The following is a 16,921-nucleotide window of genomic DNA, read 5'->3' on the forward strand; positions in this document are numbered from 1 at the left end:
CCTACAAGTCATGTCCAGAATAGGAGCCGTTCACGGATTTGTTGCAGACCGGAAAATCCGGCACGATGTTGTCCAGCACGAGTTTTTCCAGCGCCGGCCAGTTCAGCAGGCTAGGGTCGCGCGGATAGAAGCGGGCGACGGTATTGCCGGCGTCAAAACGGACATAAGCGATGATTTCGCCGCGCCAGCCTTCGACGATGCCCAGACCTTCACGGCCTTCCTCAGGTGTTTGCCAGACGCTGCGCAGTTCGCCCGGCGCCAGCAGGTCGATGAATTGTCCTATCAGTTTCAGGGCAACGCTGATTTCCTTGTATCTGACCCAGAAGCGCGAGGCGATATCGCCTTGCGTTTCCACCGGCACCTTGACAGTCAGTCGGTCATAAGGCGCATAAGGCGCATCGCGGCGCACATCGAAATCCTGCCCGCTGGCCCGGCCGACATAACCCAGCGTGCCGAGAGCGGCGGCGATGTCTTCGGACAGGAAGCCCGCGGTGTAGAGCCTGTCTTCCAGGGATGAATTCAGGTCCAAAGCCGGCAGGATTTCGCCAAATTCGACTTTCAGGTGCGCTATCTCCCGTTTGATCGCGACGCCTGCCTGTTCGGGCAGATCACAAGCCACGCCGCCCGGCACAATACGGTCCATCAACAGACGGTGGCCGAACAGTTGCGCATTGGTTCGCAGCCACAGTTCCCGCAGGCGCGTGAACTGCATTTGGGCAAAGGCGAAACCGACGTCATTGCAGATCGCGCCCATGTCGCCCAAATGATTGGCGACCCGTTCGCGCTCGGCCAGAATGCCGCGTATCAGGGTTGCGCGCGGCGGAATGTCAACGCCGGCGGCCTGTTCCATCGCCATGCAGGCCGCCCAGCAATGCCCGACCGTGGTATCGCCCGAAATCCGTCCGACCAGGCGGGCCAATTGTTCAGGCGTCCGGCCTTCGGCGATTTTTTCGATGCCCTTGTGCACATAGCCGAGGCGCTCTTCCAGATTCAGGATGGTTTCGCCCACGGCCTGAAAGCGGAAATGGCCGGGCTCGATAATGCCGGCGTGGACAGGCCCGACCGGAATTTCATAAACGCCCGCGCCGTAGGCCTTGACGAACGGATAATCCCGATCAGGCGGCGTAACGGCTTCCGGCTCGCCCTGAACAGGAAAGTCCTTGCGCAACGGATAGCTGTTTTTGGGCCAGGCCTTGTGCCGGATCCAGGGACGGTTGTCCGGATGGCCCACGAAATTCAGGCCGAACATATCCTGCGTATGGCGCTCGCTACGGCTGGCGGCCGGATAAACTGCGGCCTGAGCAGGCAGTTCCGGTTTCGGGTTGTGGACTCGGGTCCGTAGCAGGACATGGCGGCCTTGCTTCTCGAAACAGGCATTGATCAGAAACCATTCCTGTTCCTGCTCCGCCCAGCCGGCCGCCCAGCGCAGATCGTGCTGAACGGCCAGTTCCGCAAACCGTTGCCAATCGCTGCTGACGATCTGCCACAGGCTCAGCGGGCCAATGGCGAGCTGTTCAATTGAGAGGCCGGCCTCGTTGGCCTGCTTTAAAAAATCGGTCTTCCAGCTGGAATTTGAATGAATCATAACGGTGCACTCCCTGAGATCAATACCGTCGCCTGTGAAAACCAGTCAGCCAGGAAGCCCGGAATCGCCAGGCCCAGCCAGAGCACCAATCCCAAATGAATCATGACCGGCCACAGGTTGGCTTTTATCGGCTGCTGGCCTTCGGGCTTGTCGCCGTAGACGATCGGCTGGATATGCCGAAACAGGCCCGCAAAGGCGATGCCGACGCCCAGCAATAGCAACGGCGCCAGCCACGGATAACTGTGCATCGTGGCCAGCAGCACCAGAAACTCGCTGGTGAAGACGCCGAAAGGCGGGAAGCCGGCAATCGAGACCGTGCCGATCAGCAGGCCCCAGCCGATTTCCGGCTGGGTTTTGATCAAGCCGCGTATTTTTTCCATGCTTTGCGTGCCGGCGAGCTGCGACGCATGACCGACCGTCACGAAAATCGCCGACTTGGTCAGGGAATGCACGGTCATATGCAGCAAAGCCGCAAAAGTCGCCAAGGGGCCGCCGATACCGAAAGCGAACGTCATCATGCCCATGTGTTCGATCGAGGAGTAACTGAACAGCCTTTTGATGTCTTTTTGCCGGTGCAGGAACAAGGCGCCGACCAGGAAAGACAGCAGGCCGAATCCCATCATCAGGAAACCGGCCATATCGGAATGGCTGGCGCCGTCAACCAGCATTTTGTTGCGCACGACAGCATAGAGCGCATCGTTGAGCAGAAGTCCGGATAAAACCGCCGACATCGGTGTCGGGCCTTCGGAATGGGCGTCGGGCAGCCAATTATGCAGCGGCACGAGGCCGATCTTGGTGCCGTAGCCGATCAGCAGGAACACGAACGCGATTTTAAGCACTTCGGGGTTCAGCTTGTCGGCGTTTTCATAAAGCACCGACCAGAGCAGGGCGTTTTCTTCGCTGCCTATTTGCTCGGCCGCATAATACAGCAAAATCGTGCCGAACAGCGCCTGCGCGATGCCGACGCCGCAGAGGATGAAATATTTCCAGGCCGCCTCCACCGATTCAGGCGTGCGGTACAGGCTGACCAGCAGCACCGTCGCCAACGTCGCGCCTTCCATCGCGACCCACAAAATGCCCATGTTGTTGGTCATCAACACCAGATACATCGACAGCATGAAGCCCTGGTACATGGCATGGTAAAGCTTCAGGCGCGCATCGTTGAGCCGGCCTATCTCCTTCTCGTGCTCCATATAAGGTGCGGAAAAAATGGCCGTGGTCAGGCCGACGAAAGCGGTCAGCACGATCAGGTAGACATTGAACGGATCGATCAAAAACGCTTTGCCGGACGAGAGGATTGTACCCTCACGCAACACATTAATGGCCAGCCAGATAGTGGCAACCAGATTGACGGCGTTTAATCGGATATTCCACAGGCCTGAATCGGCCCTGTGCCCTGCCAATGCAAAAAAGGCCATGCCGAGCAGTGGAATCAAAAGCACCAGATAGGCGGCGATCATTTTTCCACCTCGCTCAGGCGGTTCAGCTTGTCGACATCGAGCGAATCGATACTGGTGCGGATATGAAAGAAAAAGATGCCGAACAGCACGGCCGCGATCAGCACATCGAACGCCACGCCCAGTTCGACGACCATCGGCATGCCATGCGTGGCGACAACGGCGGCAAAAAACAAGCCGTTTTCTATCGACATGAAACCAACCACATGAGCGACCGCCTGCCGGTGCGAGATCATCAACAGCATGCCCAACAACATTACGGACAAACTGACGGCCAGCGCATTCAGCATGACCAGAGAAGACGTTTGCACGATAGGGTGCAGTATGTAATAGCTGAATACCATCAGGCTGGCGCCGCCCAGCATCACCGCAGAATTATTTTTTAACGCCTCAACATCGCGGTGCATGTCCATTTGCAGCACTAAGCGGCGCAGCATCCACGGGATAAAAAACACCTTGAGGACCAGCGTCAGCACGGCGGAAATATAAAGATGATGGATACTCACACTATAGGCGGCCACAGCCGTAGTCAAAGCCAGCAGAAAACCCTGCACGGCGAACACGAAAATCAGCCGCAGTACTCGGCCCTGGCCCAGCATCAGAAAAGACGTGAGCCCAACCAATGCCGCCAGTGATAAGACGGCCTGCGTATAAAAGTCCAATTGCCCGATATTCATCAGCGAGCGCCCTCCAGAATGATATGGCTCAACATGCCCAGCAAGCCTAGCAAGTAAGCAAAGCTGAGGTATTCCTGCACGCGAAACAGGCGCATTTTGGCGAATAGCGTTTCCGATAACGCCAGCAGAATCGACAGCAAGGCCAATTTGCCCAGGATAGCCAATAAACCGTAACTCAAATCCGCAGGCATCATTGTCTTGGCAATGCCCCAGGGAAAAAAGATGTTGGCAATCAGTACGCCGTACAGCATCAGTTTCAACTGGCTGGCCCATTCGATCAGCGCCAGGTGGCGGCCGCTGTATTCCAGAATCATGGCTTCATGGATCATGGTCAGCTCCAAATGCGTCGCCGGGTTATCGACCGGGATGCGCCCGGTTTCGGCAATCGCGACCAGCATCAGCGACAGCAGCGCGAAGATGAATGAAGGGCGCAAGACCAGACCTTCATCGAGCACATGATCGATAGCGAACGATAGATTAGTCGTGGAGGCGGACATGGTCAGCGCAAAAATACTCATCAGCATGGCCGGCTCCGCCATCGATGATATCGTCATTTCGCGCGATGAGCCCATGCCGCCGAAGGCCGTGCCGATGTCCAGGCCGGCCAATGCCAGAAAAAAACGGGCAAAGGAAAAAAAACCGATCAGCACGATAACATCGGCGTTGGCCGAGGTGGGCAGATCGACGGCGATCAGCGGCACGATGCTGGCGGCCAGCACCATGGCCGAGAATATGATGTACGGGGAGGTCGTGAAGATCCAGGAGGCCTGATCCGAGACCACCGGCTGCTTGCGCGTCAGCTTGAGCAAGTCCCGGTAAGGCTGGAATAAGGACGGCGCCTTGCGGTTTTGCATGCGGCATTTGCATTTTTTGATCCAGCCAGCCAGCAGGGGCGCCAGCGCAACAAACAAAATAGTTTGAAAAACTGCCAATAACCAATTCATTAACTGATGATCCATAACATAATGATTAAGGTAACAAACGAATAGCCCAGATAAGTCCGGATATTGCCGGTCTGGATGCGCCCGATCAGCTTGGCCGTCCTGTTGACGGCCCGCTCAATCGGCTGATACAGCCGCGGCCAGCTGTGGTCGTGAATTTGCAGGGAATAATGGATAGCGGCGATGTCCTGATTCATGGCGCCCTGGCTGTCTTTCCTGATCTGTTCATCGATAATCCAGACTTTGGCGAAAATACGCCTGAACGGCATCGTGAAGGCGCTGGAACTGTACTGCATGCGCGGCGTCAGGCCGCCGAAGCCGCAGTCCCAGGTTTCGGCTCGGCGCATGACCGTCGCAGGGCTGCGGCGCAGATAGCGGAAACAGATGCCGGCTGCGATCAGGGCCCCGGCCAGAACCAAAGGCGCTGAATAGGATGCCTGCTCAGCGGAAACCGGTGCCAGATGCAGCCAGCTCAGTCTGGCGCCGTCTGGTAAAGACGCCCCCAGCACTTGCTTTGCAATGTTATTGATCAGGCCGATCATCAGGCCGGGAAAGATGCCGAACAGAAAGCACAGGCTGGCCAGCAGGGCAGGCCCTATCAACATGCCTTTATCAGTAATTTCCTGTGCTTTATCGGAATGCCGCGAGCGGGGCAGCCCCAGAAACATGATGCCGAAGACGTTGACGAAGCAGGCCGCCGCCAGGGCTGCGGTCAGTGCCAAAGCGGCGGCCGCGACCGGAATCAGGCTGCGCAAAACGCCATTGTCGATGACATCGACCTGCAGCGCCGTTTGAAAAGCGAGCCATTCCGATACAAAGCCGTTAAACAGCGGCAACGACGAAATGCTCATGAAGCCGATCAGAAACAGCATGCTGGTTTTCGGCATGCGTTTGATCAGGCCGCCCATCAGGTCGATATTCAATTCATGCGTTTGGTGATGAATAATGCCCGCACCCAGGAACAGCAGATTCTTGAATAATGCATGGTTGAAAGCGTGGAACAGCGCCGCCAGAAAACCCAGAGCCGCCAGTTGAGGATGATTCTGCGCCATGAAAATCATCGACAGGCCCAGCACCATAAAGATAATGCCGATATTCTCTACCGAACTGTAGGCCAGCAGCCGCTTTAAATTGGTCTGCATCATGGCGTACAAAATGCCGCCGAGGGCCGACAATGTGCCCACTATCATCAGCACCAGTCCCCATTGCCAGTGCACCTCGCCGATCAGGTCAAAGCAGAACCGGATCAGGCCGTACAAGGCCACTTTCAGCATCACGCCGCTCATCAAGGCGGAAATGTGCGACGGCGCCACCGGATGCGCTTCCGGCAGCCAGACGTGTATGGGCACAAGCCCTGCTTTCATGCCAAAGCCCAGCAATGCCAGCACGAATGCGATGCTGGCCCAAGCCGTTGACAGCCGGGCCTCGCGCAAGGCATCGAAAGTAAAGCCGTCGGCAAAGCTGGCCAGTACGCCGAAACCCAGAATAATGGCCAGCGCCCCGATTTCCGCCATCAGCAGATAAAGAAAAGCCGCGCGCCGGTTGGCCGGATTGTCATGCTGAAACGCCACCAGAAAGTAACTGGCGACCGACATCAGTTCCCAGGCGATCATGAAAAAGAAGGCGTCATCGGCCAACAGCACCAGCAGCATGCCGGCAATGAAAAGGCCGCTGAACAAACTCAGGACGGCAAACGGGTGTTTGTCTTCTTCGAAGGTCGTGACATAGCCGGGGCCGTAAATGCTGACGGCGCTGACGGCAATGCCGATGATTAAAAAGAAGAAGCCCGAAAGATTGTCGAAACGCACCTGCCAGGGTAGCCAGGGCAGGCCGAGACCGATCTTGTCGGTAAATATTTCACTGCTGATCAGCGCGCCCAAACCGGCCAGTACAGCAAAAAATCCCGACAGCCCCAGCAAGCCGAATACGGCTTGCCGCACCAGAATCGGGATACGCGGATCTTCCAGGTCGTCAATCCCCCAACGCCGGCTAAGCGCCAGGAGATTGATATGGTGGCGCTGATGGATGAGCAGCGCCGGCAGGCAGGAGACGAAGCTAAACAGGATGGAGCAGTAAGCCAGTACAAGAATCATTCAATTCTCCGTAAAGCGATTCAGGGCAGGGCGATCGGTTGATCGCCCATTCTTTGGTGCTAAAAGGCTAAGATTTAGTTTTTCCTTTCGTCGGCCGTCATTAATCGCGCGGCCAGCGCGTGATCCGAGAACTTTTCCGAAGCCCTGCCTATTTGCCGGCAATGGCCGCCGTGCGCTTCGTAGTTGTGCATGTAGTCATGAATGAATTCCATGACGGTATGATCGATCAGATAGCCGTCCGATAGATCAAAAACAACGGTTTTGCCCGGTTCCAGCGTAGCCAGCGCTTTTTTCAGCGGCAGGAAGTTGGAAAAAATTGCCGAACCTGTCAGTTTGACCACAACGGTATCGTTATTTGGCCGATCAATGTCAAAATGAATTTTAAACAGATTCTTGAGCCAGACCCCGCGCAAAACATGAATGGTCAGTTTGACCATAATGCCGATGGCAACGCCGATCAATAAATCGGTCGCCAGAACTCCGATTATTGTGACCATAAAAATAAAGAACTGTTCTTTTCCGATGCCCATGACTTTGGCGAATTCCTTGGGCGAGGCCAGGCGAAAACCGGTATAAACCAGCAAGGACGCCAGGGCCGCCAAGGGAATGCTGTGGATCAGGCGCGGGAAAAGCACGACGAACAGCAACAGCAAGGCGCCGTGAAAAAAATTGGCCCAGCCGGTTTTGGCGCCGTTGTTGACGTTGGCGGAGCTGCGCACGATCTCGGCGATCATCGGCATGCCGCCGATCAGGCCGGCGATCAGATTGCCAATGCCTACCGCCGTCAAGTCGCGGTCCAGATCGGAATGGCGTTTATAAGGGTCCAGTTTGTCTACCGCAACCGCACTCAGCAGGCTTTCGAGGCTGCCTACCAGGCTGATGCTGACCACGGCCTCCCAGAATTCAGCCGTCATAAACTTGGAAAAATCGGGAAAGTAAAAGCTGGACATGAAATTGTCGGATATCGCCACCAGAAATCTTGGTCCGACTGTTGCCTCATGATGGTCTATGAAAGGCGCATCCGGCAAAAACAGATACATATGCTCGTGATTCAAGTCGAAATAACGGCCCAGACCCATGCCGGCCAGCACGACGAGAATGGGCGCCGGAATCATTTTCAGCGTAGGATTTTTCAACAGCGACCAGATGACCAGAATGATCAGTCCAGTCAGGCCGATCAGGGCAATTTCCGGATTAGGGTGCAGCAGGCTATGCGGAATCTGCGCCATGGTCGAAAACAGACTGCCATCCTCAGGCGTCACGCCGAGCATGACGTGGATCTGTTTGGTCATGATGATGATGCCGATCGCGGCCAGCATGCCGTGCACGACCGATGCCGGAAAAAAGGAACTGAGGCGGCCGGTCTTAAAGACACCCATCAGAATCTGCAGCACGCTGGCCACGACGATCGCCGCCAGCGTATAGCGGTAGCCGGCCATCGCATCGCCTTCTCCCAGCGTCTGCACAGCGCCCAGAACCACGACGATCAAGCCGGCGGCCGGTCCGTTGATTGTCACGTATGAACCGTTGATGCGCGAAACCAGCATGCCGCCGATAATGGCTGTAATAATCCCGGCCGAAGGCGGGAACCCGGATGCCATCGAGATGCCCAGGCATAATGGCAAGGCAATAAGAAATACCAGAAACCCGGACAGCAAATCGCTGCGCCAGTGCTCTTTCAAGCCGGCCAGCCCGGTTTTAGGTAATGCCGACAGCGAAGTCTTGATCATGGTTAAGTCCTCACAATGTTAAAAATTTGTGTATTCAGAACACTGAGAAAGCACTTATCATGCCAATTATATGGTTAAACTTAACCTTATGATTTGTTAGGAAAAATATTGATTTACTAATTTATCGGACGGTGGCTTGATTAAAAAAGCGAAGGTGCAAAACCACCATCATCGGTTTATTTGCACCGATGAACTGGAAAGCACCCAATGCACTTTTCAGATTGATTGAATCTAGCGAACCCGTTTCAATATCTGCAACAAGTCAACTCATATAAGTTTTTGTACTGATTTACCGGATAAATGCTTTTCGATATAAATTCAGCATAAATGAAAATGAGTTTTCAGGATTCTAATCTCACCCAGGGACAGAACAGTGACGGGCGTTATCATGGCTAGAAAAATTCATTGGCATTTTTACTTTGTTAACTCTACTGATAAAGCCACAAACCAAATCGATCGATTATGAATATAAAAAAAATCGTCTTATCCGTTCTGCTGTTATTTGGGGGAATCCTGACTGTCAAATTTGGTGTTGACGCTTTTAGTGTCGACGCGCCTGAAGCCGTTACGCAAGCCCGGACGAACATGCCGCAGAATGTTAATCTGATTGACGGTAGAACTTTTGATATGCCCGGTTCGGGTAATTGCGATGGTTGCCATGCCCAACCTAATCGCTCTGCTGAGGCCATGGTGTCGCCGCCGGTGATTTATGACCAGCACATACAGCGGATATGAAAAAATCAATTTGTCTGAAGGCGATGCCCTGGTCATAGTGGACCTGCAAAACGATTTTTTGCCTGGCGGCAGTCTGCCGGTGCCTGGCGGGGAACAGGTGATGCCGGCCCTGAACGGTTATATTGAGCGATTTGCCCGTCGTGGGCTGCCCATATTCGCAACGCGCGATTGGCATCCGAAAAATCACAGTTCCTTTATTGAGCAGGGCGGGCCGTGGCCTGAGCACTGCGTTATCGGCACTAAGGGCGCGGAATTCCCGGCCGCCCTGCATCTTCCGGCTTCCGTACAGATTATCTCGGCAGGAACTGAAGTTGAGCGCGACGGTTATTCGGCCTTCGAGACGCCTGTCTGCAAACAGCAGATCGACAGCGTCGGCGCCAGACGTCTGTTCGTCGGCGGGCTTGCCACCGATTATTGCGTTTTGAACACAGTGCGCGATGCGCTGGCTCTGAACTATCAAGTCTTCTTGCTGACCGATGCCGTGCGGGCCATTAATGTTCAGCCCCAGGATGGTCAAAAGGCCATCGACGAAATGATTCAAAAGGGCGCTAAACTCATTACCTTATCCATGATTCCATGATCTCCGGCAGTGCATTGCTGACTGATCTCTATCAGTTGACCATGCTGCAGGGTTATTACGAACAGAACAGGGAAGAACTCGCAGTCTTCGAGTTTTTTGTCCGGAAACTGCCCAAGGCCCGCGGCTATATGGTCGCGGCGGGGCTTGCCCAGGCTTTGATTTATCTCCAGGATCTGCAATTCTCCTCAAATGAAATTGACTGGCTCGCCAGTACAGGACAGTTCAAGCCGGCTGTGCTTGATCGGCTCGCCGCCTTCAGATTTACCGGCGATGTGCATGCAATGCCCGAAGGCACCGTATTTTTTCCACATGAGCCGATTTTGCGCATTACCGCGCCGCTGCCGGAAGCGCAGCTGGTCGAAAGCAGGCTCATCAATCTGCTCCATTTCCAGACCCTGATTGCTTCCAAGGCCGCGCGCTCGGTATTGATCGCGCCGGACAAACTGCTGGTTGATTTCGGCATGCGCCGCGCTCATGGCGGCGAGGCTGCGCTGCTGGCGGCACGGGCCAGTTATCTGGCCGGCTTCGGCGGTACTGCGACGGTGAATGCCGGCATGTATTTCGACATTCCGATTCATGGCACGATGGCGCATTCCTTCGTACAGACATACCGCAGTGAAAGCGAGGCTTTTATCGATTTCGCAAAGGCCAATCCCGATAATGTCGTGCTGTTGATCGACACTTACGATACCGAGGCGGCTGCGCAGAAAGTTGTCGATCTGGCCGATACGCTGCAATCGCAAGGCATAAAAATTAAAGGCGTGCGCATCGATAGCGGCGATTTGGCCGAACACGCCAAAAAGGTCAGAAGGATTCTCGACCAAGGCGGCCTTCAGCAGGCCACCATTTTTGCCAGCGGCAGTGTTGATGAATACAAGCTTGAAGCATTGACGGCGCAGCAAGCGCCGATAGACGGTTTCGGCATCGGCACGCACCTGGATACCTCGGCCGATGCGCCTTATTTCGACTGCGCTTATAAATTGCAGGAATATGCAGGCATCGCCAGGCGCAAACGCTCGGAAGGCAAGGCAACCTGGCCCGGGCGTAAACAGGTTTATCGTAATTATGATGACAATGGCTTCATGTGCGGCGATACCGTGACGGTTGAAAACGCGCCATGCACAGGAGAGCCATTACTGCAACCGGTCATGCAGGGCGGACGAATCGTGACGACGCAACCTTCGCTGATGGAATCCAGGGAATATGCCAAAAGACAGTTAAGCCGGTTGCCAGAGGCATTACGCCGACTTTCTGACATACCCGAGTATCCGATGGTAATTTCTGCCGAACTGCAAGCGCTGGCGAAAAGCGTGGATGAACAAACCTTGTTTTAATCACTGGTGTTACGTATCAGTTGAATTGAGGCGGACTTAAAAAGCACCTTCAGCGCGACGGTAAACTGTAGGGTCGAATTCATTCGACCCGGGGCAATCTGAGATAGGCAGGCAGTGCGAATACCCGCAAGGGGCACAAGTGAATTCGCACCTATGCGTGCATGACGATTCATGCGACGAAATCCGGTGAGTTGAATGAGAACCTGCCGCCAGCGAGACAAGCAGGGTAAAAACAGTCCATGCGTAACATCAGTTAATCAACCTGCTATACACGGTAAAGCTGAACGTTGTTTCGAGTTTAAGTTGTTGCCCGTTTATGGTTTTTATGAAACATCAGCAGCAACAATGCCAGCATTGAAAACGCTGCACCGGCATAGAATGTCATATCCGCGCCATAACGGTCCCACAGCCAGCCGGCAATGACGCTGGCCAGCAGCATAAACAGGCCGGTTACGAAATTGAACAGCCCGAACGCCGTGCCTTTCAGCTCCTGATGCGTGGCGGCGGCAACCATGGCCGCCAGAATGCCTTGCGTAAATCCCATATGCAGTCCCCATAAAGCCACGCCGCACATGACGACCAGAACCGAATGGCCCCGAGCCAGTGCTAAATCCGCCAAAGCCAGCAAGATAAGACCCGCGGCCAGCAAGTACTTCTTGCTCACATGGTCCGATAAAACGCCTGCGGGATAAGCCGACAGGGCATAGAACAGGTTCATCACGACCATGACCAAGGGAATCCAGGTGACGGACAAGCCTGTTTGCTCAGCCCGCAGTACCAGAAAAGCCTCGCTGAACCGGGTCAGCGTAAAGACGGCGCCTATGACAACAATCCACCAGTAGTGTCTGGAGAAATCCTTAAGAAAAGCCAGCCGCAAGGGCGAGCGGAACTGGTGCGGTCCGGCTTTCGCAGCGGGTTCCTTTACGCCGGCCATAATTAAAACAATCGTGATTGCCGCGGGCACAACGGCAAACCACAATGCCGCCTTCATGTCGTCGTGGTAAAGATACAGCAACACTATGGCAGCAAGAGGGCCGAGAAACGCGCCTACTGTATCCATGGATTGGCGAAGGCCGAAACAGGCGCCGCGGATGTCTGAAGGCGCCACATCGGCAATCAGGGCGTCGCGCGGAGCGCCCCGAACGCCCTTGCCGATTCTGTCCAGGAATCGCGCCGTAAAGACCGTTTCCACGGAACTTGCGAGAGGAAACAAAGGCTTGGTAAGCGCCGCCATGCCATAACCGGCCAGGATAAGCCATTTCCGGCGGCCGAAAAAATCACTTAATGCGCCTGAAAATATTTTGACGATCAGCGCAGTCGCCTCGGCAATGCCTTCGATAAAGCCGACGGTCAATGCATTTGCGCCCAGCACAGTAACCAGAAACACCGGCAATATGCTGTGCACCAGTTCCGAAGACAAATCCATGAACAGGCTGACATAACCCAGCGTCCAGACGGTGCGCGGGATTTTTGATGATTTTCTTATAAACACAAATGAACCGATGTTATGCCGTTAGTTGAATTGAGATCAGTTTAATTAAGGTGTTGCTGCTACGATAGTTTGATTTAATCGGTTTCGCGAAAAACATCCCTGTTTTTCGTCTTGATAGACCACTATGTCGTGCAAATCGGCAATCCTGCAGATGTCGCATCCGACGGCAAATTACTTTCTTTTGCGCCGCCTAGCAAATGCTTCTGTACTTGGGGAAGCAGTGGATCGGTAAATGCATTTAGCGCCGTTTTACAGTCAGTTAATCCAGTCTGAGTGATTTAACTATCAACGCTTGGCAAGCAGTTGGCGGATCAGCTTTTCGAATTCAAGGATCAAAAACAGCGCGAAACTAACACCGAATATTTCCATGCCATGCACGAAGTCGACTGGACGCGTATCGAAAAATCGCTCCATGAACGGTACATACGTAAAAATGGTCTGGAGTGTGATGACGATCAGAATTGCGATCCATACTGCCCTGGAGCCGAACAATCGCCGGAACGACAGCGATGATCCGCTCAAATAGCGCACATTCAGCAAATAGAATATTTCGAGCATGACCAGCGTGTTGACGGCATAGGTGCGCGCTTCCTCCAACGTCGAGCCGTGCTGCTGGGTCCACAGAAACATGCCGTAAATGCCGATCAGGAACAGTACGGACACGAGCACGATGCGCCAGATTAGAAAAACCGACAGAATGGCTTCCTTTCTGGGCCGGGGTGGGCGCTGCATGACGTTGGGCTCGGCTGGTTCAAACGCCAGTGCCATGGCTAACGCCACGGAACTGACCATGTTTACCCAGAGGATCTGCAGCGGCGTAATCGGCAGTGTCAGGCCGGCCAGGACTGTTGCAATGATGCTGAGCGATTCGCCGCCGTTGATGGGCAGCAGGAACAGAATGGCTTTTTTCAGGTTGTCGTAGACGGTGCGGCCTTCGCGCACGGCCTGGGCAACCGAGACGAAATTGTCGTCGGCCAGCACCATTTCAGCCGCCTCCTTGGCGGCCTCGGTGCCGGTCCGGCCCATGGCGATGCCGACATCGGCCCGTTTCAGCGCCGGGGAATCGTTGACGCCGTCACCGGTCATGGCCACGACGCTGCCGGTGGCCTGCAGCGCCGTAACCAGTCGCAGCTTGTCCTCCGGCGAGGTGCGCGCGAAGACATCGACGCGCGCGGCCACGTCGATCAAGGTTGGGTCGTCGACCGCCGAGAGGTCCTGGCCGGTCATGACGTCCTTGTCGTTAGCCAGATGCAGCTGTGCGGCAATCGCGCTGGCCGTGGCAGCATGGTCGCCCGTGATCATCTTGATGTGTATGCCGGCGCTTTGGCATTCCTTGATGGCCGCAATCGCTTCCTCACGGGGCGGGTCGATCAGGCCGACCAAACCGAGCAGGACCAGGCCGCTATCAAGGTCAGAAAAATTCAGTTCGGTCTTGTCCGCCTCGACCGGTTTATAAGCAATGGCCAGTACGCGTTGCCCCTGCGAGGCGATCTCGTCTATCCAGCCGGTCCAATAGCGGGCATTAATCGGCACTTCCGCATCGCCCTCGCGCTGCAATTGGCACAGCTCGATCAGGCGCTCCGGTGCGCCTTTGGCGCTGATAAAACCATGCCCTTCGTGATCATGATTCAAGGTCGCCATGAAGCGGTGCTGGGCATCGAACGGAATCACATCGGTACGGGGATAGTTGCGATGCACTTCAACCGGATCAATATCGGCTTTGAGCCCAGCCACCAGCAGCGCGCTTTCCATCGGATCGCCGCCCGCAACCCATGAGCCGTTTTTTTGACGTAGCGCCGAATCATTGCATAAGGCGCCGACCTGCAGGGCCTTCTCGAGAGCGGGGCGTTGATCCGGTGCAACTCGGCTGCCGCCTGAGAAAAAGGCGCCCGATGGCTCATAACCTACACCACTGGTTTCGTACATCTCGGACGAGGTGACGATCGAGCGTACGGTCATCTCATTGCGGGTCAAGGTGCCGGTCTTGTCCGAGCAGATGATCGAGACGGCGCCCAAGGTTTCGACAGCCGGCAGGCGGCGGATGATGGCGTTGCGCGACGCCATGCGCTGCACACCAATAGCCAGCGTGACGGTCAGGATGGCCGGCAGGCCCTCGGGAATGGCGGCGACCGCCAGGCCGACCACGGTCATGAACATCTCGGAGGGGTCCTCGCCACGGACCAACAGGCCGAACGCGAACACGCCGCCCGCGATCAGCAGGATCGCCAGTGTCAGCCAGCGCGAAAATATCGCGATCTGCTTCAGCAGCGGCGTGGTCAGCTCCTGGATGCGCGACAGCATGCCGCTGATGCGGCCGATCTCGGTATTGCTACCGGTTTCGACGACGACGGCCTTGCCATGCCCGGCCGCGACCAGAGTGCCCGAGTAGGCCATCGAAAAGCGGTCGCCAAGGTCGGCCTGTTCCTGAATCGGATCCACCGATTTTTCTACGGCAACCGATTCGCCCGTCAATATGGCTTCCTGGATCTGCAAGCCCTTGGCAGCGATCAGGCGCAAATCGGCCGGGACTTTATCGCCCGGTTCGAGCATCACGATATCGCCCGGAACCAGATCCTTGGCCGACACGCCGGCTCGCTGGCCGTTGCGGATGACTGTCGCGCGCGGTGCCAGCATGTGCCGGATCGCATCCAGCGCCTTTTCGGCCTTGCCTTCCTGTACGAAGCCGATGATGGCGTTGAGCACGACTACAGCGGCAATAACATAGGTATCGACCCAGTGATCGAGCAGCGCCGTGACGATGCCTGCCGAAATCAGCACGTAAATCAGCAGATTATGAAATTGGGCCAGAAAGCGCAACAGAGTGCCGCGGGCTTTCGGCGGCGGCAGGCGATTGGCGCCGAACCTTCGCAGACGCTTTTGCGCATCACGGTCGGACAGGCCGTCCTGAGAGGTTTGCAGTCGCTCGATAACCTGATAAGCCGGCAGGCTATGCCAATTAATGCGTTCAAGCGATTTAGCATTTTTGTTCATATCTACCCCTTAGTGACTGGTTTTTTGCTGGCAAAAAACATCGCGCGGATTCGTTCGGGCTTAATCAGATGGAAGCACTTCACGAGCTTTGATTCATTGAGACAAGACTATGGACCGCCGGTTCTCAACGTTAGTGCAAATACCCTTTAAGTAATGAACATGAAATAAATCAGAAGCATGACTGTGATTTATTTCCTTCATCTATACTGTCGGAAGTCATGGCCGAAAAAAGCCGATCATTGAATCCGATCAGACGTTCGTCGAGTATCAGGATGCTTATTGATCTGATCGTCATGGTGCATTCAACTCTACTCGGCTCTATGAGCTACGGCTGCGACTTCTTAGTTTGAGATTTTTGAGGAGCCCCAAAAACTCTCGCCCAATTGTCACGTTTCTGATTATTTGTACAGCGTCTGCACTTCGTTGGGCCTGGCGTAGTCGACGCCGACACTGATGACGAAACTCGAAACCTCGCCGATGTTCATAGCCGATTTGACGATCTTGGACTTATGGACCATAACGGTAAAACCGGAAGTGGGATTGGGCGAAGTGGGGATATATAAGATGTAGCTGTCGTTTATGCGATTAGTCACATAAGCCGGTACCCACATGCCGTCTTTGGGATATTCCACGTAGACTATTTCACGTACTTGCGCTTCTTGAGTCGTGAAAAACTGCTGTATTAGTTTTTTTATGACTCGGTAAATGGTGCCGATAATCGGAATACGTTGGATAAGGCCTTCCAGATAATATAAAACATGCGCCCTGTCATGCTTGAGCAGTTTGCCGAAATAAGCCAGTAACGCTATGGCCACAATAAATAAAGCGACAGTCACAAGCGGATTTTCATAGCGGCCATGGACCAGCAGCACAAAATCTCTCAATAAGTGTTCGACATAGAGGATAATCTGGAACACTAAGGCGATAGGGAGAAAGCCGGCTACGCCGATCAGCACATAATCTATTAATGTTTTAAGATTGTCTTTCATGACCTTTTCCTCGTAATGGTTGAAAAGAAAACTTTTTCACCTTAATGCCATGTCTGTCAATTCTGAGCTAATATTACAATGCGAATTAAGAGCTGAATAGAAGCCGGTTCACTGCTAACGTTAAACTACTGAGGAAGACGCCACTCCCCCTCAATCCATCTAAAGTGACGCATGAACTGGCAAGACCGATTAATAACGATTTATCTCTATGTTTGCAAGCATTATCAGGACAAGCGGTGGGTTTACAGCTAAATAATGAGTAATTGCGCGGATTTAAGCTTTACCGATAATGAAGTCATCGCCGTTTACCTGTTCGG

Annotated in this window: 12 protein-coding genes; 2 read left to right on the forward strand and 10 right to left on the reverse strand. The window is 54.5% G+C overall.

Annotation, left to right across the window (positions count from 1 at the left end):
- Nucleotide 1: 1 nt before the first annotated feature.
- The 7 genes from V2P20_RS05770 to V2P20_RS05800 all read right to left on the reverse strand — a co-directional run bounded on the left by V2P20_RS05770 (nt 2) and on the right by V2P20_RS05800 (nt 9,143).
- Nucleotides 2-1,585, reverse strand: a complete 1,584-nt coding sequence (locus V2P20_RS05770) for an NADH-quinone oxidoreductase subunit C (protein WP_331817018.1) — start codon at nt 1,583-1,585, stop codon at nt 2-4.
- Nucleotides 1,582-3,045 (reverse strand): hydrogenase 4 subunit F, encoded by a 1,464-nt coding sequence (locus V2P20_RS05775; protein WP_331817020.1) that lies wholly within the window; start codon nt 3,043-3,045, stop codon nt 1,582-1,584. Before V2P20_RS05775 ends, V2P20_RS05770 begins: the two co-directional genes overlap by 4 nt.
- Nucleotides 3,042-3,719, reverse strand: coding sequence for a formate hydrogenlyase (locus V2P20_RS05780; RefSeq protein WP_331817022.1), 678 nt, complete (start codon nt 3,717-3,719; stop codon nt 3,042-3,044). The genes V2P20_RS05775 and V2P20_RS05780 overlap by 4 nt, the downstream gene beginning before the upstream one ends.
- Nucleotides 3,719-4,663: an NADH-quinone oxidoreductase subunit H gene (locus tag V2P20_RS05785; protein ID WP_331817024.1), complete on the reverse strand. Its 945-nt coding sequence runs from the start codon at nt 4,661-4,663 to the stop codon at nt 3,719-3,721. The genes V2P20_RS05780 and V2P20_RS05785 overlap by 1 nt, the downstream gene beginning before the upstream one ends.
- A complete protein-coding gene (hyfB, locus tag V2P20_RS05790; protein ID WP_331817026.1) occupies nt 4,663-6,753 on the reverse strand; it encodes a hydrogenase 4 subunit B in 2,091 nt (696 codons plus the stop codon). Before hyfB ends, V2P20_RS05785 begins: the two co-directional genes overlap by 1 nt.
- A gap of 74 nt (nt 6,754-6,827) precedes the next feature.
- The gene (locus V2P20_RS05795) at nt 6,828-8,483 is read right to left on the reverse strand and encodes a SulP family inorganic anion transporter (RefSeq protein ID WP_331817028.1); all 1,656 of its coding nucleotides are present in this window, start codon (nt 8,481-8,483) and stop codon (nt 6,828-6,830) included.
- A 498-nt stretch (nt 8,484-8,981) separates the two neighbouring features.
- Nucleotides 8,982-9,143: a hypothetical protein gene (locus V2P20_RS05800; protein WP_331817030.1), complete on the reverse strand. Its 162-nt coding sequence runs from the start codon at nt 9,141-9,143 to the stop codon at nt 8,982-8,984.
- Between the two features lie 49 nt (nt 9,144-9,192).
- Here V2P20_RS05800 and V2P20_RS05805 point away from each other — a divergent pair, with 49 nt between their 5' ends.
- Nucleotides 9,193-9,798 carry an isochorismatase family protein gene (locus tag V2P20_RS05805; protein ID WP_331817032.1) on the forward strand — a complete coding sequence of 202 codons (606 nt, stop codon included), beginning with the start codon at nt 9,193-9,195 and terminating at the stop codon, nt 9,796-9,798.
- On the forward strand, nt 9,795-11,132 hold the full coding sequence (locus tag V2P20_RS05810; RefSeq protein ID WP_331817034.1) for a nicotinate phosphoribosyltransferase: 1,338 nt from the start codon (nt 9,795-9,797) through the stop codon (nt 11,130-11,132). The genes V2P20_RS05805 and V2P20_RS05810 overlap by 4 nt, the downstream gene beginning before the upstream one ends.
- A gap of 298 nt (nt 11,133-11,430) precedes the next feature.
- Here the strand turns inward: V2P20_RS05810 and V2P20_RS05815 are convergent, their stop codons facing one another.
- From V2P20_RS05815 to V2P20_RS05825, 3 genes are all read right to left on the reverse strand, one after another.
- Nucleotides 11,431-12,624 carry an MFS transporter gene (locus V2P20_RS05815; RefSeq protein WP_331817036.1) on the reverse strand — a complete coding sequence of 398 codons (1,194 nt, stop codon included), beginning with the start codon at nt 12,622-12,624 and terminating at the stop codon, nt 11,431-11,433.
- A 285-nt stretch (nt 12,625-12,909) separates the two neighbouring features.
- On the reverse strand, nt 12,910-15,615 hold the full coding sequence (locus tag V2P20_RS05820; RefSeq protein WP_331817038.1) for a cation-transporting P-type ATPase: 2,706 nt from the start codon (nt 15,613-15,615) through the stop codon (nt 12,910-12,912).
- A 398-nt stretch (nt 15,616-16,013) separates the two neighbouring features.
- Entirely contained in the window at nt 16,014-16,604 is a 591-nt protein-coding gene (locus V2P20_RS05825; RefSeq protein WP_331817040.1) for a DUF502 domain-containing protein, read from the reverse strand.
- Nucleotides 16,605-16,921 lie beyond the last annotated feature (317 nt).

This window comes from Methylobacter sp. Wu1, from assembly GCF_036553575.1.
In the GTDB taxonomy this organism is placed as follows: Bacteria; Pseudomonadota; Gammaproteobacteria; order Methylococcales; family Methylomonadaceae; genus Methylobacter.